Annotated in this window: 16 protein-coding genes; 8 read left to right on the forward strand and 8 right to left on the reverse strand. The window is 64.7% G+C overall.

Annotated elements, in window-relative coordinates:
• Nucleotides 1–491 precede the first annotated feature (491 nt).
• The 5 genes from IF809_RS03775 to IF809_RS03795 all read left to right on the forward strand — a co-directional run bounded on the left by IF809_RS03775 (nucleotide 492) and on the right by IF809_RS03795 (nucleotide 8294).
• The gene (locus tag IF809_RS03775) at nucleotides 492–1787 is read left to right on the forward strand and encodes an N-acetylmuramoyl-L-alanine amidase (protein ID WP_462836855.1); all 1296 of its coding nucleotides are present in this window, start codon (nucleotides 492–494) and stop codon (nucleotides 1785–1787) included.
• A 227-nt stretch (nucleotides 1788–2014) separates the two neighbouring features.
• Nucleotides 2015–4525 (forward strand): penicillin-binding protein 1A, encoded by a 2511-nt coding sequence (locus tag IF809_RS03780; RefSeq protein ID WP_128966014.1) that lies wholly within the window; start codon nucleotides 2015–2017, stop codon nucleotides 4523–4525.
• A gap of 109 nt (nucleotides 4526–4634) precedes the next feature.
• Nucleotides 4635–5766, forward strand: a protein-coding gene (prfB, locus tag IF809_RS03785; RefSeq protein ID WP_453979105.1) for a peptide chain release factor 2 whose coding sequence is annotated in 2 segments (ribosomal slippage) — nucleotides 4635–4703 and nucleotides 4705–5766 — 1131 coding nt in all. Because the reading frame shifts where the segments join, the coding sequence is not laid out codon by codon here.
• Nucleotide 5767: 1 nt separating this feature from the next.
• The gene (locus IF809_RS03790; RefSeq protein ID WP_462836856.1) at nucleotides 5768–6649 is read left to right on the forward strand and encodes an NAD(P)-dependent oxidoreductase; all 882 of its coding nucleotides are present in this window, start codon (nucleotides 5768–5770) and stop codon (nucleotides 6647–6649) included.
• A 412-nt stretch (nucleotides 6650–7061) separates the two neighbouring features.
• Entirely contained in the window at nucleotides 7062–8294 is a 1233-nt protein-coding gene (locus IF809_RS03795) for an ABC transporter substrate-binding protein (protein ID WP_453979103.1), read from the forward strand.
• Here the strand turns inward: IF809_RS03795 and IF809_RS03800 are convergent.
• From IF809_RS03800 to IF809_RS03820, 5 genes are all read right to left on the reverse strand, one after another.
• The gene (locus IF809_RS03800) at nucleotides 8288–9478 is read right to left on the reverse strand and encodes an O-antigen ligase family protein (RefSeq protein WP_462836857.1); all 1191 of its coding nucleotides are present in this window, start codon (nucleotides 9476–9478) and stop codon (nucleotides 8288–8290) included. The genes IF809_RS03795 and IF809_RS03800 overlap by 7 nt on opposite strands.
• A gap of 80 nt (nucleotides 9479–9558) precedes the next feature.
• Nucleotides 9559–10938: a glycosyltransferase family 4 protein gene (locus IF809_RS03805; RefSeq protein WP_462836858.1), complete on the reverse strand. Its 1380-nt coding sequence runs from the start codon at nucleotides 10936–10938 to the stop codon at nucleotides 9559–9561.
• Entirely contained in the window at nucleotides 10935–11675 is a 741-nt protein-coding gene (locus IF809_RS03810; RefSeq protein WP_462836859.1) for an ABC transporter ATP-binding protein, read from the reverse strand. The genes IF809_RS03805 and IF809_RS03810 overlap by 4 nt, the downstream gene beginning before the upstream one ends.
• 3 nt (nucleotides 11676–11678) lie before the next feature.
• Nucleotides 11679–13601, reverse strand: coding sequence for a glycosyltransferase (locus IF809_RS03815; RefSeq protein WP_462836860.1), 1923 nt, complete (start codon nucleotides 13599–13601; stop codon nucleotides 11679–11681).
• A gap of 7 nt (nucleotides 13602–13608) precedes the next feature.
• Nucleotides 13609–13770 (reverse strand): hypothetical protein, encoded by a 162-nt coding sequence (locus IF809_RS03820; protein ID WP_462836861.1) that lies wholly within the window; start codon nucleotides 13768–13770, stop codon nucleotides 13609–13611.
• 125 nt (nucleotides 13771–13895) lie between these two features.
• Here IF809_RS03820 and IF809_RS03825 point away from each other — a divergent pair, with 125 nt between their 5' ends.
• Nucleotides 13896–14795 carry a DUF6502 family protein gene (locus IF809_RS03825; protein WP_462836862.1) on the forward strand — a complete coding sequence of 300 codons (900 nt, stop codon included), beginning with the start codon at nucleotides 13896–13898 and terminating at the stop codon, nucleotides 14793–14795.
• Nucleotides 14795–15955: a DUF5666 domain-containing protein gene (locus IF809_RS03830; protein WP_462836863.1), complete on the forward strand. Its 1161-nt coding sequence runs from the start codon at nucleotides 14795–14797 to the stop codon at nucleotides 15953–15955. Before IF809_RS03825 ends, IF809_RS03830 begins: the two co-directional genes overlap by 1 nt.
• Nucleotides 15956–15959: 4 nt before the next feature.
• Here the strand turns inward: IF809_RS03830 and IF809_RS03835 are convergent, their stop codons facing one another.
• Nucleotides 15960–17321: a M23 family metallopeptidase gene (locus IF809_RS03835; protein ID WP_188637441.1), complete on the reverse strand. Its 1362-nt coding sequence runs from the start codon at nucleotides 17319–17321 to the stop codon at nucleotides 15960–15962.
• Nucleotides 17322–17432: 111 nt separating this feature from the next.
• Nucleotides 17433–18134 (reverse strand): peroxiredoxin, encoded by a 702-nt coding sequence (locus IF809_RS03840; RefSeq protein ID WP_462836864.1) that lies wholly within the window; start codon nucleotides 18132–18134, stop codon nucleotides 17433–17435.
• Nucleotides 18135–18338: 204 nt separating this feature from the next.
• Here IF809_RS03840 and IF809_RS03845 point away from each other — a divergent pair, with 204 nt between their 5' ends.
• A complete protein-coding gene (locus tag IF809_RS03845) occupies nucleotides 18339–22139 on the forward strand; it encodes a YhdP family protein (RefSeq protein WP_462836889.1) in 3801 nt (1266 codons plus the stop codon).
• A 62-nt stretch (nucleotides 22140–22201) separates the two neighbouring features.
• Here IF809_RS03845 and IF809_RS03850 read toward each other — a convergent pair whose 3' ends face one another.
• The gene (locus tag IF809_RS03850; RefSeq protein ID WP_462836865.1) at nucleotides 22202–23896 is read right to left on the reverse strand and encodes a methyl-accepting chemotaxis protein; all 1695 of its coding nucleotides are present in this window, start codon (nucleotides 23894–23896) and stop codon (nucleotides 22202–22204) included.
• Between the last annotated feature and the right edge of the window lie 251 nt (nucleotides 23897–24147).

The following is a 24147-nucleotide window of genomic DNA, read 5'->3' on the forward strand; positions in this document are numbered from 1 at the left end:
CTGGCGCATCAAGCGTCGGCCCGTATGAAACATTGGGCGGCGGGGCCGCCCCTAATCAGTTGCTGCTGGCCAGGCATGGCGCGTGTGCGCTCGCCCTGGATCGAACCGCCCCCTTTGGATTTAAGGGGATGGGTAACTGGCTGCGTCGCTGTCAAAAACTGTCCCGGAAACAGTGTGGTAACCGGAAACCGTCCGCCGCCGGGGCTTGCCCCGTTCCGCCTCGCTGCCGCGCACCGCGCTGGCCGTTGGGGGAACGGAAAAACGCTGGAATTCCCAAACCTTGGGAGCTCCGGCGCTGCACCGGGAGGCTGAATGCGACACAACCGGAAATCATTGGCCGTCAGCAATCCGTACATACGAGGAATGGGCCACCGGTGCAAGGGAGCGTCGCACGCCGGTCACAGTCGGAGAGTTTCGCGACCCTGTCATTAAGGATCGATTAACCCTGTGGTTCTATTGCGTTAAAGAGGCTGCTCGGAGGCACGGATTCGGTGGCGAGCCGCACAAATCAACGGGTTCTGCTGGGATTTGCGCTGCTGTGCGCTGCAGCATTGCCGTGCGCCGATTCCTCGCGCCTGATCGCGGCCGAAAGCCCATCGCCACCAGCTGCTGCAGCGGCGAGTTTCCCGGTGGCCACCGCCGCGCGCCTAGCCGGTGACAGCAAGCAGACCCGCTTCATTCTCGATCTCGACCAGACCGTCAGCTTCCGCACCACGACGCTTGCCGATCCCTATCGGGTCGTGGTCGATGTGCCCCAGGTGAATTTTCAACTGGCGCCGGGCACCGGGGCCGGGCGAGGGCTGGTCAAGGCCTTCCGCTACGGGCTGGTGATGCCCGGCGGCTCGCGAATCGTGTTCGATCTCACCGGACCGGCCAAGGTCGCCAATTCCTACGTGCTCGAGGCGGCCAATGGTCAGCCGGCCCGGCTGGTGCTCGAGCTGGAGGAAGTCGATCGCGCGGCGTTCGCGCAGACGCCCGCGCCGGAGAATCGCCCCGAGCTGCGCTCGACGATTGCGGCAGTGCCGCCGGCAACGGTTCCTGCCTCCGAACCGGCGGCCCCAAAGCCGGGAACGCCGTCCGATGGTCGTCCGGTCGTGGTGATCGATCCCGGCCATGGCGGTATCGACAATGGCACCCAGTCGAGCGGCGAGAGCGAGAAGAACCTGGTTTTGGCCTTTGGCCTGGCGCTGCGCGATCGGCTGGAAAAATCAGGCAAATACCGGGTGGTCATGACCCGCGACGACGATACCTTCATTCCGCTCAACGATCGCGCCAAGGTCGCCCGCAATCTGAACGCCGCGCTGTTCATCTCCATCCATGCCGATGCACTGCCGAAGGCCGAGGGCGATGCGCAGGGGGCGACCATCTACACGCTCTCGGACAAGGCCTCCGACGCCGAGGCCCAGCGCCTGGCCGATGCCGAAAACCGTGCGGACGCCATTGCCGGCTTTAATTTGTCGGAGGAGCCGACCGATGTGGCCGATATCCTGATCGACCTGACGCAGCGGGAAACTCGCACCTTTTCAAACCGTTTCGCCCATCTGCTGATGGGCGAAATGAAGTCGACGGTGCGGATGCACAAGCATCCCCTGAAGTCGGCCGGGTTCAGGGTGCTGAAGGCGCCCGATGTGCCCTCGGTGCTGGTCGAGATCGGCTACGTCTCCAACAAGGGCGACCTCGAGCATCTCGTCTCCGAGGGCTGGCGGTCCAAGGCTGTGGGCTCGATGGCCCAGGCGATCGACACGTTCCTGGCCAAGCGGATGGCGACGGCGGGACCTGGGAATTGAGAAGGGAATGCCGTATCGGCTGTTAAGCCCTAGTTTGGCCACAGCGGGCGCTTTATAAAACCTCCGCAGGGGGTTCCGGAATCGACGAGAATCCCGTTCGGCAAGCGTCTTTTGGTCCGGCATTGATGGTATTGAGTAGGCCGGTGAATTCGCGACGTGAGGACGGCGCCTCTTTTTCTGGTTTGGGCGCCTTGGGCTGATCCTGGGATTGAACGGATAAATACATAATGCGCTTGCTTGTGCGGTTCATGGGCTTCCTGTTCGCCGCGGGAACGGTGGTGTTCCTTGTCGGTGTCGGCGCCGTGGCAGGCCTGATCTGGCATTTCTCCAAGGACTTGCCCGATTACTCTCAGCTTCAGGATTACGAGCCGCCGGTGATGACCCGCGTGCACGCGGTCGACGGCTCGCTGCTCGGCGAATACGCCAAGGAGCGCCGGCTCTATCTGCCGATCCAGGCGGTGCCGAAGCTCGTGATCAACGCGTTCCTGGCTGCCGAAGACAAGAACTTCTACGAGCATGGCGGCATCGACTACACCGGCATGGCCCGCGCGGGTCTGCTCTACCTGCAGAACTACGGCTCCAACCGCCGTCCGCAAGGCGCCTCCACCATCACCCAGCAGGTTGCCAAGAACTTCCTCTTGACCAACGAAGTCTCGTTCGCGCGCAAGATCAAGGAAGCCTTGCTGGCGATGCGCATCGAGAAGACCTATTCGAAGGACAAGATCCTCGAACTGTATCTGAACGAAATCTACCTCGGCCTCGGCGCCTACGGCATCGCCGCCGCTTCGCTGGTCTATTTCGACAAGTCGGTGAACGAGCTCACCGTGGCGGAAGCCGCCTATCTGGCGGCGCTGCCGAAGATGCCGGCGACGCTGCATCCGGTGCGCAACCGCGACCGTGCCATCGAGCGCCGCAACTATGTGATCGACCGTCTCCAGGAGAACGGCTGGATCAAGCAGGCCGACGCCGAGAAGGCGCGCAAAGAGCCGCTGGTCGTCACCAACCGGTCCAACGGTGCCCACACCTTCGCCGGCGAATATTTCGCCGAGGAAGTCCGCCGCGACATCTTCGAGCGCTATGGCGAGAAGAAGCTGTACGAGGGCGGTCTTTCGGTTCGCACCACGCTCGATCCGAAGATCCAGGTCATGGCGCGCAAGACCATGGTCGCAGGCCTCGTGAACTATGACGAGCAGCAGGGCTATCGCGGCGCCATCAGCAAGCTCGATATTTCGGGCGATTGGGGCGTGAAGCTCGCCGAGATCAAGTCGCTCTCGGACATCTCGCCGTGGCGCATGGCGGTGGTGCTGGAGACCAGTGACCAGTCGGCACGGATCGGCTTCCAGCCGAACCGCGAGCTCGGCGGCGCCGTCAGCAAGCAGCGTGAGACCGGCCTCGTCACGCTCGACGGCGTGCGCTGGGCGAGGGCGGCGCAGGGCAACGCCAAGGGCAAGACGCCGACGTCGGTAGCGCAGGTGCTGCAGCCCGGCGACGTGATCTATGCCGACCCGCTCTACACCAAGGAGGGACAACCGGTCGAAGGTCAGTACCGGCTGCGCCAGATTCCCGAAGTGTCGGGCGCGATGGTGGTGATGGACCCCTGGACCGGCCGCGTGCTGGCGATGGTCGGCGGCTTCTCGTTCGATCAGAGCCAGTTCAACCGCGCCACGCAGGCCTACCGGCAGCCGGGATCGTCTTTCAAGCCGATCGTCTACTCGGCCGCGCTCGACAACGGCTATACGCCCTCGACCGTCGTACTCGACGCACCGATCGAAATCGACCAGGGCCAGGGCGCCGGCGTATGGCGGCCTGAAAACTTCTCGGCGAACAAATATCAGGGTCCGGTGACGCTGCGGAACGCGCTGCGGCAGTCGCTCAACACGGTGACGGTGCGCCTGGCGCAGGACATCGGCATGCCCCTGATCGGCGAATATGCGCGCCGCTTCGGCGTCTATGATGAGCTGCCGAACTATCTCTCCTATGCACTCGGCGCCGGCGAAACCACGGCGATGCGCATGGTCACGGCCTATTCGATGCTCGCCAATGGCGGGCGCCGGGTGAAGCCGACCTTGATCGACCGTATCCAGGACCGCTACGGCCACACCATCTTCAAGCACGACCAGCGCGAATGCCGCGGCTGCGACGCGCCCGGCGGCTGGAAGAACCAGCCCGAGCCGCAGCTGATCGACCGCCGCGAGCAGGTGCTGGATTCCATGACCGCCTATCAGATCACCGAACTGATGGAAGGTGTGGTCCAGGCCGGTACCGCGACCGTGGTGAGGGAAGTCGGCAAGCCGATCGCCGGCAAGACCGGCACGACCAACGAGGCCAAGGACGCCTGGTTCGTCGGCTTCTCGCCTGACATCGCCGTCGCCATCTACATGGGCTACGACAAGCCGCGCCCGCTCGGCAAAGGCAACGCCGCGACGGGCGGCCATCTGGCCGCGCCCATCGCGCGCGATTTCCTCAAGCTCGCGCTCGCCGACAAACCCGCCGTTCCGTTCAAGGTGCCTGCTGGCATCAAGCTGATCCGCGTCGTCGCCAAGACCGGCATGCGGGCCGGCCCGGGCGAGACCGGTGGAACCATCTTGGAAGCCTTCAAGCCGGGCACCGCACCGCCTGATAATTACTCCGTGATCGGCGTCGCCGATGCCGACGGGCGCATGGGTGTGCCGGCCTCGCAGCAGCAGCAGCCGGATTCGGGCTTCTTCATGCGGCCGGGCACCGGCGGGCTGTACTAAGGTTTAGGACAGGACAGACGTTCTTCGCGGCGGCGGTTGCGCTTTGCAGCCGCCGCCGCTACATCCCCATCACAATCGCACGCGGGATTCCGCGAGATCAGAGAACGACATGCGCGCCGAAATCGAACGGTTGGTAGAAGAGATCAAGCAGTCAGTCGGGCTGCTGAGGAGGCATCTTTGACGTCGAGAAATCGACAGCGCGCCTCGCCGAGCTGAACAAGCTCGCAGAAGATCCCAATCTCTGGAACGATCCCCAGAAAGCCCAGAAGCTGATGCAGGAGCGAACCTCGCTGGAGGATTCGCTCTCGGGCATCGGCAAGGTCGAGCAGGAGCTCGAAGACGATATCGGCATGATCGAGCTCGGCGAGGCCGAGGGCGATACCGGTGTCGTGGCCGAGGCTGAAGCCGCGCTGAAGAACCTCAAGAAGGAAGTGGCGCGGCGCGAGCTTGAGGCGCTGCTGTCGGGTGAAGCCGATCGCTTCGATTCCTATCTCGAGGTCCATGCCGGCGCCGGCGGCACCGAGAGCCAGGATTGGGCGCAGATGCTGCTGCGCATGTACACGCGCTGGGCCGAAACGCACGGTTTCAAGGTCGAATTCCTCGAAGAGTCCGAGGGCGAAGAGGCCGGCATCAAGTCCGCAACCATCCAGGTCTCCGGGCACAATGCCTATGGCTGGCTGAAGACGGAGGCCGGCGTGCACCGCCTCGTGCGCATCTCGCCGTTCGATTCCAACGCGCGGCGACACACCTCGTTCTCGAGTGTGCAGGTGTTTCCCGTCATCGACGACAGCATCAAGATCGACATCAAGGAATCCGACGTCCGCACCGACACCATGCGGTCGGGCGGCGCCGGCGGCCAGCACGTCAACAAGACCGAATCCGCGGTTCGCCTGACGCACATTCCGACCGGCGTTGCGGTGGTCTGCCAGGCCGGCCGTTCCCAGCATAAGAACCGGGCGCAGGCCTGGGACATGCTGCGCGCGCGGCTGTACGAGATCGAACTGAAGAAGCGCGAGGAAAAGGCTGCCGCCGACCAGGCCGCCAAGACCGATATCGGCTGGGGCCACCAGATCCGCTCCTACGTGCTGCAGCCCTATCAGATGGTGAAGGACCTGCGCACGGGCGTGCAGACCTCCGATACATCGGGCGTGCTCAACGGCGAACTCGACGAGTTCATGGCGGCGACCCTGGCGCAGCGCGCCTTCGGCACCACCGCCGGTGACGTCGAGGACGTCGACTAGCATGCCCCGCGTTGCCTTCATCGGATTGGGGCGCATGGGCCATGGCATGGCCGGCCGTTACCTCGATGCCGGCTTTACGTTGATGCTGTGGAATCGCAGCAAGGCGAAAGCGGAAGACCTGATCGCGCGCGGCGCGCATTGGGCGACCTCGCCTGAGGATGCGGCGATCGATGCCGACGCCGTGGTGACCATGGTCGCCGATGACGAGGCCTCGCGCGCGGTCTGGCTCGGTCCCAAAGGGGCGGCCAAGACGGCGAAAGCAGGCACGATCGCGATCGAATGCTCGACCGTCTCCTATGACCACGTCCGCGAGATGGGGCGCGAGCTCAATGCACGCGGGCTCATCTATATCGATTGCCCCGTGACGGGATTGCCGGATGCAGCGGCCGCCGGGAAGCTGACGCTGCTCGCCGGCGCGGATCCGGCCGACCTCGAGCGCGCACGGCCGTTCCTCGAACCGATCGGTTCGACCATCCGCCATTTCGGCGCGGTCGGCTCCGGCACGGTCTACAAGCTCATCAACAACCTCATGGGCGCAATCCAGATCGCAGGTCTCGCCGAGGGCCTCGCCATCGCGGAGCAGGCCGGGCTCGACATGAAGCTGGTGCTGGAATCCATCCAGACCGGCGTGGCCGCAAGCCCGCAGGTGCTACGGCACTCCAAGCGCATGGTCGCCCGCGATTTCAGCGGTGCGACGTTTACGACGGCGCTTCGGCACAAGGATGCCGCCTATGCCGTGAGGCTCGCGGAGAGCCTGCTGACGGAGAAGCCGCGGGTCTCGCGCGCCGCCGTCGATGCTTATGCGCAGGCCAAGGCCGCGATGCCCGACGAGGACGAAGGTCGGATGATCGAGCTGGTTTCGCGGCCGAAGACGCCGTCTTAGCCGGGAAGTTCGACTTAACCAGAATTTTCATGGGGCGGCCTCGATCGGGACGCGGTCTCGGCATTGCCCTCGTTGCTGCAGCGGCGAGCTAGCACGGCGCCGTTCGTCACGCGTCTCTTGCCGTCAGGGCAAGCCTCCCTGATCGCCACGCTGGAGACGCCGCTGATGGCGTTCTGGATCTGGGTGGGTTTTGGCGAAGTGCCGCCCGTGGATGCGCTGTTTGGTGGGGCGCTGGTGATTGGGGCAGTCGCAGCCGTGTTGTCGGGGAGGCCAGGTCGCGCGAGCGGTCGTGATCCTGCCTATCCTGCCTTGGTTCCGTTTCACTTCGCGGAAAATCCTGCCGCTTGCCAGCGACCGGCGGCCGCGCGACACTCTCCTCAAAACAAGAACGACAAAGATAGGGGAGAGACCAATGCCGGGTCGTCGCGGACACCTTGCCCTCGCCATGCTTGCTGCCGGCGTGCTCGCCACGACACCGGCTTCGGCGCAGAAGAAATACGATCCCGGCGCCAGCGACACTGAAATCAAGATCGGCAACATCATGCCCTATAGCGGACCGGCATCGTCCTACGGCGTGATCGGCAGGACCGAAGCCGCATTCTTCAAAATGATCAACGACCAGGGCGGCATCAACGGGCGCAAGATCAATTTCATCAGCTATGACGATGCCTATTCGCCGCCGAAGGCGATCGAGCAGGCGCGCAAGCTGGTGGAGAGCGACGAGGTGCTGTTGATCTTCCAGTCGCTCGGCACGCCCTCGAATTCCGCGATCATGAAGTACATGAACGCCAAGAAGGTGCCGCAGCTGTTCGTTGCCTCCGGCGGCACCAAGTTCGGCGACCCCAAGAACTTTCCCTGGACCATGGGTTTCCAGCCGAACTACCAGAGCGAGGGGCGGATCTACGCAAAATACATTCGCGATAATTTCCCTGATGGCAAGATCGCGGTGTTTTGGCAGAACGACGACGCCGGAAAAGACCAGTTCAAGGGCCTGAAGGACGGCCTCGGCGATAAGGCCAACATGATCATCGCCGACAAGTCCTACGAGGTCAGCGATCCCTCGATCGACTCGCAGATCGTCGCCTTGCATGATTCCGGCGCCGACATCTTCTTCTCATGGGCCGCGCCGAAAGGCTCGGCGCAGGCGATCCGCAAAGTGGGCGAGCTCGGCTGGAAGCCGAAATTCTTCCTGGCCAACACTGCGACCTCCATCGCCTCGGTGCTCAAGCCGGCTGGTCTCGACTACTCCAAGGATATCATCTCGACCGCGTATCTGAAGGATCCGACCGATCCGACCTGGGACAAGGATCCGGCGGTGATCGCGTGGCGCGCTTTCATGGACAAATATTACCCAGAGGGTGACAAGGCCAATGCCAACAATCTCTATGGCTATGTGCAGGCCGAAGCGATGGCGCAGGTCTTGAAGCAGTGCGGCGACAATCTTACGCGCGACAACGTCATGAAACAGGCCGCTAACCTGAAGAACTTCCACACGGACCTGATGCTGCCCGGCATCATGGTCAACACCTCGCCGGACGATTACTTTCCGATCGAGCAGATGCAGCTGATGCGCTTCAATGGACAGGCCTGGGAGCTGTTCGGCGACGTCATAACCGGCGAGGTCGGCCACGAGCACAGTCAGTAGTCGGCGCTGGCCTTGGTTTTCACAGCCATGCCGCCGGCGAGGCCGACGCCGAGCACATAGATCCAGCCCTCGTGGAAATCGGTGAGATGCGAGTTCAGGAGTGAACTCGCGATGTTCTGCAGGACGACCACGAGGCCGATCCAGGCGGCAAGACCATCGTCCATGAACAGGCGAAGGTGGGCGATCCACAGGGCGTAGAGCAGGGTGACGCCCAACAGTCCCCATTGCACCGCAACGTGCAGGGTCTGGTTATGCGGATTGCTAACGATCTCGGCGTCGAGACTGCTCTCCTGGGAAGCGGCGCGCTCGAACTGCCGCTTGATCGACCCGGTGCCGTGGCCGAACAGCGGCGCCTTGGCAAAGGCGGTCGCCGCTTTGCGCCAATACGTCAGGCGCTGTGCGGTCGAGGCGCGACTGATGTCCTCGCGCCCGTGCTGATATTCGACGACGATATCGGTGATGCGCTGGCGCAGATAGGGCGACGACGTCCAGGCCAGTGCGCTTGCGGCGATAACGCCTGCGAGCAACAGCAGCGCTGCGCGCCGGCTCAGGTGCCGCCAGGCGAACAGCGTCAGCAGGACGGCGATGCAGAGCAGCGCCGTCCGAGCGAAGGCGACGAAGACCATGTTGGTCAGGAACAGTCCGATCAGCGCGAGGCAAGCGATCGTCGCGATGGTGCTTCCGCCGCGCCAGAAGCTGAGCGCCGGCAATGCGAGCGCAAAGACGCACAGCGTGAACTCCTGGCTCTGGTCAATGTAGTTCTTGACGGGAACGCCTGACGATGCCGTCGCGGTCAGCTTGAGGGTGGGATCGAACAGCACGATCCAGGAGTACACCGCAAGCAGGGCGCAGGACACGAGAAAGGCGAGACAAACCTGATAGCCGCGTTCCGATCGACTGAAATGATAGAGGAGCGGCGGAATCAGCACGAGCTTTGCGACCGGCTTGACCGCATGCAGCCGGTCGGCCCAGTCACCGTCCGACCAGAGCATGCCCATAACCGCTAGCAGCAGCATGAGGAAGGGCAGGGCATAAGCCGGCTGCGTGAGGCGGCGCCCATAATCCCGCCAGTCGATGGTCGGCGTCACCGCGAGCAGCCAGAGCCCAACGAAGACCGAGGGCGCCGTGGTCGACCACGGCAGTGATGCTGCGATCAGTGCAGCGAGAACATCGGCGGCCCGCATCAAGATGGCCGAGCCTTGTCTCGCCGGAGCGGCGGGGGCACCTGCGCACGCGAGAGATTCGGTTTTCATGCTCACGCAGCCTATTGCGCCGCGACCAGCCGTTCCGGTGGTGCGGCCAGCCCGAGGAAATCGCGGGCCTGGGTCTGATAGCCGAAGCGCTCCGAAAGCTCTCGGCGGCGGGCGCGGATTTTGCCGCGGCATTCCTCCTGTCGCGCCAATACGCGCGTGACGGAGGCGACGATCGACTCTGGTGCGAAGGGGTCGAAATAATCCGCGAGCTCGCCGGCGACTTCGCGGAACACGGCGATGTCCGAGCACAGCACGGGCGTATTGGCGGCGAGCGCTTCGATGATCGGGATGCCGAACCCCTCCGCCAGGCTCGGCATGATCAGGCCGTGCGCCTCTGCGATCAGGGCGGCCTTCTCCTGCTCGTCGACATAGCCGGCGAAACGGACGTTCCCGGGAATGTCGCGCATCCGGCTGATCTGTCCGGCATAGCCGATCACCACCAGATCGGCCTGTGGGATGTTGCGGAAAGCGCGAAGGACGGTAGTGACGTTCTTGCGCGGTTCGTTCGACACGATGATGACGAAGTTCGGCCGCCCCGGAGGCCCTGACGGGCCTGGTAGGTGCAGGACATCCGGAGCGTCGAACCGGGTGCGGGGATATACGACCCGCGCCGGTAGGTGTGCAAATTGCGGCAGCAATTCCCTGAACCGCATCATGCTATAGTGTGAAACGAAGGCGAGTTCGTCGGCATGACGCAGACTGGTGCGCATTCGCGCCAGGAACTGCCGCGTGGAGATGTCGCTGAGCTTGAGATCGGTAAGCGGCAACAAATCGTGGATCACGCAGATCACCTTGGCGCCCGGCCTGCGCCTGACCGCCACCCTCGTCGGGGTATCCACGACGATGAGGTCGTAATCGCGGGCGTCGATCCGCGGCGGCGGCAGCAGAAAGAAGGCCGAGGAGTCCTGATAATTGAAAAAGCCGGGCTCGAGCTGAAAGTCGCGGAACAGTTCGAGATGGCGGAGATCCGGCGGAATGTATTCGAGTGCGGCGGTCCGGTTCTCGATTAGCTCGGCGCCAAGGCCGCGCAAGCCGATGGCACGCAGGAGGCAGAGGAGGTTATCGCGCGACAGCAACATGCTGCCCCTGCGGCGAAGCCAGTCGAGCTTCTGGCGAGTGCCGCTGAACGTCACCGGCCCGCCGACATTGACTTCGTCCAGAAAGCGATAAAGCGCGAGCAATCCGATGGTGCGTGACTGCGTCGGGAACAACTTTGTGCGCTGCTCGCGCCGGCACAGTTTGCGATAGCGTTTCGAGGTCTCCACGAGAAGCGTGAGCTGGTGGCCTTCCGAGGCGAGCGAACGCGTCAATTCCCGGGTGAAGTGGAAGATGCCCCGCTTGTGGTTGGGTTGTCCGAGCGACTCGGACACGACGAGGATGTTCAGCTTCATGCGCTGATCTCGCGGAGCTCGAAGGGAAGAGCCGGAGGTTGCTCGACGGTGACGGTCGAGGCGATGCGGCCGTGATCCAGATGGATGATGCTGGTGCAGGTGCGACGCAGGAGCGGCTGGTCGTGCGAGGCGATGATCACGATCGCGGCTTGCGAGACCAGATTTTGCAGCCTCCGCTCAGCCTTCTCTGCAAACTGTTCGTCGACCACGCTCAGCCATTCGTCGAGCAGGAGGATGTCGGCCGGAAAGGCGGTCGCGGTCGCGAACAGCACGCGCATCAACATGCCCGAGGAGAACATCCGCAACGGCAGCCGCTGCATGCGGGCTTCGAGCTCGGTAAAGGCCCAGATCTCGTCGATGACGGCACGGGTCGGCTTGCGGCCGCTGATCCGTAGCAGCAGCGCAATGTTGTCCTCGGCGACGAAGTCGAGGTTCACGCCGGCATTGAGGCCGAGCAGAGGGACGACTTTGCCACGGATCGAGAGCTGGCCGCTGCTTGGCGGGTAGACTCCTGCGATCAGCCGCAGCAGCGTCGACTTGCCGGATCCGTTGGGGCCGGCAAGCCCGATGCGCGCGCCGGCCTCGGCCATGATGGTGATGTCGTCGACGGCGCGGATGACCCGCCTCTCGCCCTTCTCGCGGATGAGGTGGCCAATCAGACGCCGCTTCAGCGAGAAGTCGTAGGCGCCGTAGAGGGGATAGTCGAGACAGACATTACGCAAGGAGATGCAGGCCATCGGTCAGATCCAGAAGGCGGCTTTGCGCAAATGGCCCAGGGTCAGCATGCTGGCACCAAGCAGCAGCGTCAGCGTCACCAGGACATAGATGATGCTGGTCGCCCCGACATGGCCGCCAGTCAGCGGCTCTCTCCAAACTGCAAACAGATGCGTCAGCGGATTGAGCCGCATCACGGTCGAGCGATGATTGACCATATCGGCGGACCAGATCACGGGCGAAGCGAGGAAGGCGAGCATCAGCGTGGATTCGATGATCGGCTTGAGGTCGCGATACCGGGTCGCCAGCGCGCCGAGGACGAGGCTGAGGGCGAAAGTGCAGACCACGAACAGCGACAGGCCGGGTAACGTTGCGAGTGCTCCAGAGAGATTGTGCGGCGTGAGCAATAACCAGAGCGCGAGCGGCACGCAGGCGTTATGCAACGCGAACAGCCCCTGACGGAACGTGCATTGCAGAAGGAAGATCACCGGCGGCAGCGCACGGTCGCGGATCAGGCTTGCGGAGTTCTGAAGCGCGGTGGTTGCATCGAGCACGACGCTGTTGAGAAAGGTCCAGGCCGTCATCGAGAGAGCCAGCATGGGCAGGCGCGCCAGCATGTCGCCATTCGACATCTGCCCGATCACCGAGCCGAGCACCACAACCACGATCGCCATCTGCAGCGACATCCAGAATGGACCGAGCAGCGAGCGCACATAGCGGTGGCGCATGTCGGACCAGGCGAGTATGGCTGCGATCCCGATGCTGTCGAACCAGCCGGTTTCCTTCTGATGATCGTCCGCGGGCTGGTCGCGGGAGGCGGCGAGGGCCGCGCGGTAGACCGATTCCATGCCGTCCTTGAAAGTCGCGGTGGAATAGCGGCTCACGGCTCGCGTCCGCGCGGACAGTCCCATGCGGCGGCGTCGCCCGGGATCGCTGATCAGGGCGTCGATGGCCTCACCGAGCGCCTCGGCGTCGCCGGGCGGAACGGTGAGTGCTTCCATGCCGTGGCGCGCCACGCGCGGCACCGCGGTGTCGAGCGCGGTATTTACCACGGGACGGCCCGCTGCCATGGCCTCGAGTTGGACGAGGCCGAAGGTCTCGGCATTGGTGACTGACGGCATCACGAAGACGTCGGCAAGGCACATCAACTTGATGCGCTCGCAATCACTGACGGAGCCGAGCAGGCGGACGCGCTCGCCGAGGCCGAGCTCGCCGATCAACTGCTCGAGCCGGGTGCGTTCGACGCCTTCGCCGATGATCCAGACCTCGAACGCACGGTTGACGGCGGCGCGGATCAGCACGTCGAAGCCCTTGTACGGCACCAGCCGGCCGCAGGCGAGCACGAGGCGCCCGCGATCGTTGACATGGTGAGGCTCGATCTTCGGCCAGTCATAGACGTCAGTATCGATGCCGAACGGCACGACGTGACATTTGTCTTCGAATTCCCGCAGCAGCGGCGTCTTATCGACCAGCACGCGATCGGACACGATGATCGCCTTGGCCTGGCGCAGCGTCCGCCGCATCAAGGGCTCGATGAACCAGCGCAGGCCCGCGTGAGTAACGATGTCGGCGTGCCAGTGGACCACCATCGGCCTCCTGCGGCCGAGTCCAAAGGCGAACACGAGGTCGGCGAGCGGGAAGGGCGCATGCAGCGCCAAGAGGTCGTGGTCGGCGATCTTCTGCCACAGCCGCCAGGGGTAGGTTGGGGCGGCGGGCAGCGACAGCACATCGCCGAACGAGCGGACCCGCTCGACCGGCACATCGTCGACGACGATCTCCCGCTGCTCGGCCGATTGCGAGCAGACCAGCACGGCGGAGGCGAAGGCGTCCTTCAGGCTGGCGCAGATATCCCGGATTACGGTGAGCGTGCCGCCGAACAGGTCGGGGTAGTAGATCTTGAAGATGTGCAGCACCGACGGGCGGCGCGGAGAGTGGCTGGTGTGATGCATAATGGCTTCAGCCCGCGATCAGTGCTGCCACGAATGGTGCGGACAGCACCGCCATGAAGATCACGGCGCGCAGCAGGGCCGGCAGCATCGGCATCGTCGCTCCGTGTTCCCGATGGGGAATCGCCACCGCACGCGGTGAAGTGGAAATGCGGACCAAGCGGTCAGCCATGGGTCAAGTCCCTTTACGTCGCGCCCTCAGTAGCGCGTCGTATATGTGGGAAAATTTACCACGTCAATCGCGAGGTGCGAAATTGTGGGATTGTGTCCCACATGTTTCCCGCATACAATTCAGACATGAATGCCAAGTCCGGGCCCAAAGCGGCGGCTCCGCAGCCGAATGCCGCAGCAAAGCTGCATGCGCCGCTGGCGCGGCTGCTGCGCCCGCTCGTGCGGCTCTGCATTCGCAGCGGCATGACTTTTCCGGCCCTGGCGCAATTGCTCCGCGAGCTCTTCGTCAATGTCGCCGAGCATGATTTCGCGCTTGAGGGCAAAGAGCAGACCGACAGCCGCGTCAGCCTGCTCACCGGCATCCACCGCAAGGAGGTGGCACGGCTGCGCGGTGCCGGCGCGCCGGTGCACGAGACGCCGGCTGCGGTCTCGCTGACGAGCGCGGTGATCGCGCGCTGGCTCGCCGCGCCCGAGTTCACCGATGCGAAAGGCGAGCCGCTGGCTTTGCGGCGCACGGCCGAGAGCGATGCGCCGTCATTCGAACAACTCGTCGCCTCCGTCACCAAGGACGTGCGCCCGCGTGCGGTGCTCGACGAATGGATCGACCGCAAGCTCGTCACCATCAACGCGGCCGATGAGATCGAGCTGGTCGAGGCGGCGTTCGTTCCCAGTGGCGCGGACGACAGCAAATGGCATTATCTCGGCCGCAATCTGCACGACCATATCGCCGCGGCCGCGGCAAACGTATCAGGACCGGCACCGCGCTTCCTCGAGCGAGCGGTCCATTACAACAATATCTCCCCCAAGCTTGCGCGGCGTCTCGAGGCGCGCTCGCGCGAGCTCGCGATGGATGCGCTGAAGACCGCCAACCGCGAGGCCAACCGCGCGCTTGCCAAGGACAAAGGCGGCGACGCCCGCTGGAATTTCGGCATCTACATCTACAGCGAAGATGCCGATGAAGAGGGCGAGGCCAAGGAGGTCGGCAAGGAAAACAGCAAGGAAAACGGTAAGGAAGGCAGTTCCTGATGAGCCGACTGCCGCAAATCTCACGTCGCCTGCTATTGACCGGAATCTGGCTCGCGGGCACCGCGATCGCGCGCGCGCAGGTCAAGCGCGGCACGGATCAAGGCATCGGCGGCACCGGCATCACGCGGGGTGACGATCATGGCATCGGCGGCACCGGCATCGTCGGTGTGATCCAGCGATTTGGCAGTATCTACGTCAATGGCGAGCGCATCACCTATGCGAGCGACGTGCCGGTGCACATCGACGGTCGGGCGGCGACCTCGAAAGATCTGCGCATCGGCCAGCTCGCACGCGTGGTCGCAACGCGGCATGCCGACGGCACGCTGGTCACCCCCTACATTTCGATCGCGAGCGAGGTCTCCGGTCCGGTCGAACAGGTGAAGGGCAACGAGTTGACGGTGCTCGGCCAGAAGGTGGTGACGGGCGGCAAGGACAGCAAGCTCCACGCCGGCACCCAGGTGGCGGTCTATGGCCTCCGCCGGACCGACGGCGTGATCGTCGCGAGCCTGGTCGAACCGCGCAAGGAGGCAACTGAACGTGTCACGGGTCTGGTCGAGCGCAGCTCCGACGGTCTTCATATCGGGGCTTTGAAGCTGAACGGCGTCGATCCCTTGCTGGTCGGCCAGCGCGTCCAGATCGAGGGCCGCGCGAGCCAGGGCGCGATGCAGGCCACGCGCACGCGCATCGAGGATTTCTCGGATCTCGTCGGCGCGAGCCGCCTGTCGATCGAGGCCTACGTGCGGCGCGCGGGCTCTAGCCTCCAGCTCGGCTCGGGGCTCGTCGCCCACGATGGCTCGCGCTTCGGGCCCGCGGCGGGCGAAGCGCGCATGGTCGTCAACGGGGTGTTCGATGGCTCGCACGGGCTCCAGGTGGAGTCGACCCGGGCGATCGGTCCAGGACCGGGTGCGCCTCCATCCGGCGGGGGTGGTCCCGGCAAATCACCCGGCGGTTCGATCATGCATCCCGATCGCCCCACACCGAGCCCGAGCAACAATCAGCCCGGTAGGCCGGGTGCGCTTGGACCTGACCCCGGTGGTCATTCCGGTTTCCCGCCGCCTGAACCAGGCGGCGCGCCGGGCGGAGGTCCGATGGGTCCCGGCGGCGGAATGGGCGGCGGCTTTGGAGGTCCCGGAGGCAGAATGGGCGGTGGCCGGCGCTGACGGCTCAGCCTGCGCTGAGGCGCACGCCCGCGCGCAAGAATTTCTGCGGGTCGACGGCCTCGCCATCGATCCGGGTTTCGTAATGCAGATGAGGGCCGGTCGAACGGCCGGTCGAGCCGACAAGGCCGATGACCTGGCCGATCCTCACGATCTCGCCGACCTTCACGTTGATCTCCGAGAGATGGCCGTAGCGGGTCGACAGGCCATTGCCGTGATCGACCTCGACCATGCGGCCGTAACCGCCGGACCAGCCTGCCGAAACCACCTTGCCGTTGGCAGTGACGCGCGCGGGATCGCCGGTCGCGGCGCGGAAGTCGAGACCGGTGTGCATCGCCGGCCGGCCGAGGAACGGGTCGCTGCGCACGCCGAAGCCCGAAGTGAACTCGACCTCGCCGACGACGGGCTTGCGATAGGGGACCTGCGCCAGCGTGCGGTTGAGCCGGTCCATCTCGGCGCGCGTGACATTGATGCGATAGAGCTGCTTCTCGAACGGCCCCGCATTCGCGGTGAGCTTGACCGGCACGAACGGACCGCCCATCGCGGCGCGGGGCACGGCGGCCTCGAGGCTGGCGAGGTTCAGGCCGAGGTCGCTGACCACCCCGCGCATCCGCCGCATCCGCGAATCCATGCCTTCCTCGACGGCATTGAGCGCCGCAACCTGGCGGCGCTCAACCTGGTCGAGTGAATTTGTCAGCCGGACCAGAACATTGTCGAAACCCTGGTTCTTGGCGAATTGATTGGCCGGCGGCGCCATCACGGCCGGCGCGCGCGATTCGAGCCGCGCTTCGCGATCGGGCGGCGCCACGAAGATGACGGTGTCGCTGATCGGCGACGGCTTGGGCGTGCCTTGCGTTGTCGTCTGTGGCGCCTCGCCACGTTGCGGCGCTGCGCGGGGAATCGATCCCGTAATGTCGGGCATGGCGCCGAGCGCCGTCGCCCGGGACTCCAGCGCCGTCTGGCGCTTCATGATCTGGTCGAGCTTCTGGTCGAACTGCTCCTGGTCGAGCAGCTGCCGGCTCGTCGCGCGGTCGACCTTGGCGCGCAGCTCGGCGATGCGGTCCTCGTAGGCGTATTGCATCTCGGCCTGGCGCGCGATCAACCGGGTCAGGACGTCGTCGCGGAATGCGAAATAGGTGGCCGTCGCCGCCGACCATAGGCCGAGCAGAACGACGGTGCCAACCACGATCCAGAACACCACCGGCCCCAGGCGGACCTGCTTGCCGTGATGCTGGATGGTGTAGGCGTGGTCGCTATCGGGGAGCGGGATCGCCGCCGCTGCTGCAGTGGGACGACGATGGAAGGCACGTCCGCGGTCGTGGGGGTGATGCTGGGGGTACTGCGAATATTGGGCAGAACTTTTCGACATCGGCACTCCCGCGCCGGTCGGAACGGTTCCTTGCGGCCTAATTGCCGCGGCAATCTGGGCCGGTCATGGTTAATTTTCAGGAAACGGGAACGCTCGATTTTGACGGGCTGGTTAAAGACTTCTTGCAGCTTCCAGCACCTCGTCGGCATGACCATCCACCCGGACATTGCGCCAGATCTTGGCCACCTTGCCGTCGCTCCCGATCAGCACCGTCGTGCGAAGAATTCCAAGGAAGCTTCTGCCATACATGGATTTTTCGCCCCAGGCGCCATACGCCTCCAGCATCTCATGGGCTTCATCCGAGATCAGCGGAATACCGAGGCTGTGCTTGTCGCGGAACTTCTCCTGGGCCTTTAACGGGTCGGCCGAAATGCCGAGCACCGCGGTGCCCGCAGCGGCAAAGGCGTCCTTGAGCCGGGTGAAGTCGATCGCCTCGCGCGTGCAGCCCGGCGTATCGGCACGCGGATAGAAGAACAGGACCAGCTTCTGGCCGGTATAATCCGACAGGGTGACCACCTTGCCGCCATCGCGGGGCAGGCGGAACGCCGGGGCCTTCTGCCCCTCGCCCAGGGCGGATTTGGCGCCGGACGGCGAGGGGGCGGGCTTGGTGGTCTTTTCAGAAGATTTTAACCGTTTCGATGCGGCCTTATGCGATGCTGTCTGCGCCCCCGGCTGGCCTGATTTGGCAGCCGACGCCGGCTGTGTTTTCGCGCTGCGTGTTTGAGTCGATGCTCGTGGTTTCAGGGTCTTCTTTTTAGCGATCGGACTGCCGGAGGGCGTTTTGGACGATTTCTTTCGGGATTTCTTGGACATACGCCTTCCTTTCGTCGCTTTCGGCGGGTCAACCAAAGCGGTATTGCAGCTCTCGTCCGGTGTGCCGGATTCGCGCCCTCGGCTGGGCAAGTTTGGCGGCGACCGGGTATGGTTACAAGGAATTCCACGCACCACCCCACTGCTCGTTGAACGCGCTCCCGGGGCGAAATGACGAACAGCAGGAACATCAGAGGTATGGCGGCAATGCCGGGGCGGGGTGCGTCGATCCCTGTCGATGGCTGCGGTCCCGGTGGCGCTCAGTCGTACGACGGGCGCCTGTATCGAGAGGCAATGGCAAGGAATACGTCGCCCCAGGACCACATCAAGGATTTCGATCGGCACGGCGGCCACCACGAGCAGCCGGAATGGGACGAGGCCGACTGGGATCAAGATCAGGAGGAGGAGGCGGGCCATCGCGCACGCCGCCTGTTGTCGCGCTCCGGTTCGCGCTTCCGGCTCGGCGGCGGCTTCTCGGCGCTTCGGCGGGCGCTGCCGAGCGGACGCTGGGTTCGCCGGATGTCCATCGTCCTCGGCGCCTTGATCGTCATCTTCGTCGGCTGCTTTGGAGCGCTGTGGTGGCGACTCGGTGCCGGTCCCATCAATCTCGATATGGCAACGCCCTGGCTCGCGGCCGCGATCGAGGACAATATCGGCCACGGCAACACCGTGGAGGTCGGTGGCACCCAGATCGAGCGCGCCGGCCGGATCGGAATTGCCGTGCGCATCCGCGACATCATCGTTCGCGATCATGAGCACGCCATCGTCGCCAGTGCACCGAAGGCCGAAGTGAGGCTGTCCGGGGTCGCGCTCCTCACCGGGCATCTGCGCGCCGAAAGCCTCAACCTCGTCGATGCCGAACTCGCGATCCGGATCGCACCTGACGGGACCGTCACGGTGTCCGCCGGTGACACGGCGAAGCCGCTCGCAACCGGCGTCGCATCCAAGAAGGAAGCGGGCCTGCCACCGACGTTCCCGCGTAACGGCGTGCCGCCGCCGCCGTTCGGGATGGCCCCCGCGACCCCCGATGCACCTCAGGCCGCACCTCAGCTCGTCGCGCAGAGCGGAATCCTTCAGGGGCTCGACTGGCTCGACAGCCTGAGCATGACCGGCCTCGATGGCCAGAACCTCAACGAGATCGGTCTGAAGAACGGCAATCTGATCGTCGACGACCAGCAGCGCGGCAGCAAATGGACGTTTGAGAACATCACGCTCGGTCTGCGTCGGCCGAGCCATGGTGGCGTGACGCTCAGCCTCGGCGAGGAGGGCGCCCATCCGTGGTCGCTGCGCGCCACGATCGGACCTGCCGAGAATGGCGTGCGGTCGGTCGATATCCGCGCGGACAAGGTTTCGACCTCCAACATCCTGCTGGCGCTGCGCGTCAAGGATCTGACCTATACGGCTGACCTGCCTCTGACCGGCGAGCTGAAGGGCGAGCTCGGCCGCGACGGCGTGCCGACGTTCTTCCGCGGCAAGATCGCGGTCGGCGCGGGCAACATCATCGACACCGATACGCCCGATTATCCGATGGCGATCGACTCGGCCGAGATCAATGTCGAGTGGGATGCGGGACGCCGGGTGCTGGTGGCGCCGTTCAAGATTCTCTCGGGCGCCAATCGCATGACGCTGCTGGCCCATCTCGAGCCGCCAAACGGCACCATCAACGACTGGCAGCTCGGCTTCAGCGGCGGTTCGATCCTGCTCGGCGGCATCGACAACGAGCCGCCGCTGGTCTTCAACCGCATCGCGATCGGCTTCCGCTTCGACACCGACCACAAGCGCCTGCTGCTGACGCAGGCGGATATCAGCAATGGCGAGATCGGCGTCGCCGGGACGGGCGCGATCGACTATTCGGGCGAGCCGCGCCTGACGCTCGGCTTTGCGGGGACGCCGATGTCGGCCTCCGCCTTGAAGCGGATGTGGCCGACGCTGGTCGTGCCGGAACTGCGCCAATGGGTCATCGAGCGGATCGAGCGCGGCACGCTCCAGCGCATCGAGGTCGGCATCAATTCGCCGACCCGTAACCTGCCGCGCAAGGGGCCGCCGATTCCCGATGACGGCCTGTCGGTCAACATCGTGGCGAGCGGCGTCGCGGTCCGGCCCGTGGACGGCATGCCGGTCGTGCACGATGCCGACCTCAAGGCGCACGTGACCGGCCGCACCGCCACCGTGAATATCGGCCAGGGCATTGCCGACACGCCCGCGGGCCGCAAGATCACCATCTCGGACTTTACCTTCGAGGTGCCTGACATGGCGCCCAAGCCGTCGCCGTCGCGAACCCGATTCCGTGTCGACGGTCCGGTGCCCGCGGCGGCCGAAATGCTCTCCAACGATCGGTTGAGCGATCTGTCGTCCACCGTCGTCGATCCCAACACCAGCAAGGGAACGTTCACGGCCAGCATCCAGCTCGGCATGCCGGTCAAGGGCGAACTGACCAAGGCGGACACGACGTACGCCGTCACCGCCGATCTCAACGGCTTTGCCGCCGACAAGCTGGTGATGAACCAGAAGCTCGAGGCCAACAACCTCAAGATCGTCGCCAACAACGGGGGTTACCAGGTCAAGGGCGACGTCAAGATCAACGGGCAGGCGGCCTCGCTTGACTACCGTAAGGCCACCGATGGCGATGCCGACGTCAAATTGCAGACGACGCTGGACGATGCCAGCCGTGCGCGCCTCGGCTTCGATCTCAGTCCGGCCGTCAGCGGTTCAGTCCCGGTCAAGGTCTCGGGCAAGATTGCCGGCGGTCCTGACGCGACGACGAAGCTTGGCATCGAGGCAGACCTGACCTCGGTCAAACTCGACAACATCCTTCCCGGCTGGGTCAAGCTGCCGGGCAAGTCGAGCAAGGCGACGTTCAAGGTGGTGCCCACGGCACAATCGACGCGGCTCGAGGACATCGTCATCGAAGGCGGCGGCGCTTCGATCAAGGGCTCGCTCGAAGTCGATCCGAACGGCGACCTCATGAACGCGAACTTCCCGACCTATGCGCCGTCCGACGGTGACAAGACGTCGTTGAAGGTCGAGCGCGGTCAGGACGGGGTGGTCCGAGGCACGATGCGCGGTGACGTGTTCGACGGCCGCGGCTTCCTGAAGTCGGCCATCTCGGGCAATTCCAAGGACGACAGCAAGAGCAAGCTTAAGAACGTCGATTTCGACATCGATGTGAAGCTCGGCGCCGTCATGGGCTTCAACGGCGAGGCGATGCGCAGCGTCGATGCCAAGATGTCGAAGCGAAGCGGGGCGATCAAGGCGTTCTCGCTGAGCGGAAGGATCGGTCAGAATACGCCTGTTGCGGCGGACTTGCGCGGCGGGCGTGCGCAGGGCAGCCGAGAGGTGATCTATCTCCAGACCAACGATGCCGGCGCGCTGCTGCGTTTCACCGACACCTACACCAAGGCGGTCGGCGGCCAGATGGTGGTTGCCATGGAGCCGCCGACCTCAGAGCCGAATACGGCTCGCGAGGGCCTCATCAACGTGCGCGACTTCACGGTGAAGGGCGAGGCCCAGCTTGAGCGCGTTGCAGCCGGCGCTCCGAATGGCACCGGCAATGGCGTCTCCTTCAGCGCACTCCGCGCCGAGTTCATCCGTCAGAACGGCGCGCTGACGGTCCGTGACGGCGTGGTCAAGGGCCCCATGATCGGCGCCACCATCGAGGGCTCGATCGATTATCCCGGCAACCAGGTGTGCATGAGCGGCACGTTCGTGCCGATGTACGGGTTGAACAACATGTTCGGACAGATTCCGGTGCTGGGGTTGTTCCTGGGGGCCGGCGACAAGGAGGGACTGATCGGCGTGACCTACGAGGTGGTCGGCACACCGGCCGCCCCCGTGATGCGCGTCAATCCGATCTCGGCGATCTTTCCCGGCGTGACCCGGAAGATCATGGAGTTCAACACCGGCAAGCAGAACACGCCGATCGACGAGCTGCCGTCGTCGCAGTCCGGTGACAGCCCCACGGGTACGGCGAGACAATTGTCGAATGGTTGCAGCCTTCCGCGGCGTTAGCCGCGGCGTCCTTGCCCGGATGTACCCGGCATGAGCCTTTCCCGCTGAGACTCCCGTACCGCTTAAGCCGCGCGCACGCCTGCCAGGAATGTGCCGACTTCGCCCGAGAGCTGTTCGGCCTGCTTGGAGAGGTTCGAGGCGGCCGCGAGCACCATGCCGGCGGCGTTGCCGGTCTCGTTGGCGGCGGCGCTGACGCCGCCGATATTGGTGGTGACCTCCTTGGTGGCCTCGGCGGTCTGCGAGACGCTGCGGGCGATCTCGGCGGTAGCGGCGCCTTGCTCCTCGATTGCGGCGCCGATCGAGGTGGCGATCCGGCTGACTTCCTCGATCGTGGCGGTGATGCCGCCGATGGCGTCGACGGCTTCCTTGGTTGCGCCCTGGATCTGGGCGATCTTGTCGCCGATCTCGCGCGTCGCCTCCGCGGTCTGGCTCGCCAGCGACTTCACCTCGGAGGCGACGACGGCAAAGCCGCGGCCGGCTTCACCGGCGCGGGCAGCCTCGATGGTGGCGTTGAGCGCGAGCAGGTTGGTCTGCGCCGCGATACTGGAGATCAGCTCCGCGACATGCTCAATCTGCTGGGCCCCGTCCGAGAGTGCGCGCACGATGGTGTCGGTGCGGCGAGCGCTCTCCACGGCGCGCCCCGTCACTTCGGCCGATTGCGCGACCTGGCGGCTGATCTCGGTGATGGAGGAAGAGAGCTCCTCCGCGGCTGCCGCCACCGTCTGGACGCGCTGACTGGCTTCGATTGCGGCGGAGCCGACCACGGTGGCTCGCTGGTTTGTGCCCGTCGCGGTCGACGACATCGACTTGGCCGTGGCTTCCAGCTCGCCGGAGCCCGAAGCCATCATGCCCACGAGCTGACCGACCGACGCATCGAAGCGATCGGCGAGCGAGATCAGGGCGTCGCGCTTCTCCTGCTCGCTGCGCGCCTTGGCTGCGACTTGCTCTGCCTCCAGGCTACGGGCCGTCAGGGCGGTTTGCCTGAGCACTTCGAGTGTCTCGGCCATGCGGCCGATCTCGTCACCGCGATCGGTCTCCTCGACCTTGATGTCGATGGCCCCGTCGGCGATGTCCTGCATGCGGGTCTTCTGCCGGTCGAGTGCGCCGAGCACGTCGCGGGCGATCAGCCAGGACAGCGTCGCCATCAGCAGCATCAGGCCGGCGCCGATCGCGGCGAGCTCGAGCGTGAGTGCACGAACGTCCGCGTCGATGTCGTCGACATAGAGGCCGTAGCTGATCGTGGCGTTCCAGGGCGTGAACTGGCGGACGAACACGGTCTTGCGGACCGGCTCGGTCTGGCCGGGGCGCGGGTAGAGATAGGATGTGACGCCGCCTTGGGGGGCCTGCCGGGCGGCGCTCAGCTGTGCATCGGCGATCAAGACGCCATTCGAATCCGTGGCGCCTGTGATCTTGCCTTCGAGCTGCGGATTGGCGCCATTGACCAGGATGGAGGTATCGGGGTTGTAGACGACGGGATAGCCTTGGCCGCCGCCGAACTTCATGGTGCGGGCACGCTGGCGAAACTGGAGCTTGGCGTCATCCAGGCTCATCTTGCCGGCAGCGACGTCATCCTGGAAAGTCTGTGCGAGGCTGTGGAGCAGATCGACCGCGGCCTTCATCTGCTGGACCCGGTCGTTCATCATGCGGCTCTTGCTGAGCACCGCCGATACCGCGATGATGGCAGTGACTGTGAGGGCCGCAAGGCAGACCATGCTTGTGAGCTTGGTGCGGATCTTCAGATGGCTCAGCAGCTTCATCACAGCCCCTACGACATGTTTGTTATTGCTCCCATCGCTAGCATGAAGTTCTTACCAATCATGAAGATAGCCGTGCGGGCACCTGCCGTGCGCGGGCAGTTTCGCAGCTCCATGCGCACAAGAGCAGGCAAGCGACGATGTGCAGACGCGGGCCGGTACTCTTGTGCCGGGAGGTGGAAATTGAAATTTGGCGGCTATCGCGCCTGGCCGGACCTGCAATGAACCGATTCGTTCACCGCCTCATCATGTCC

This window comes from Bradyrhizobium sp. UFLA06-24, assembly GCF_054967145.1.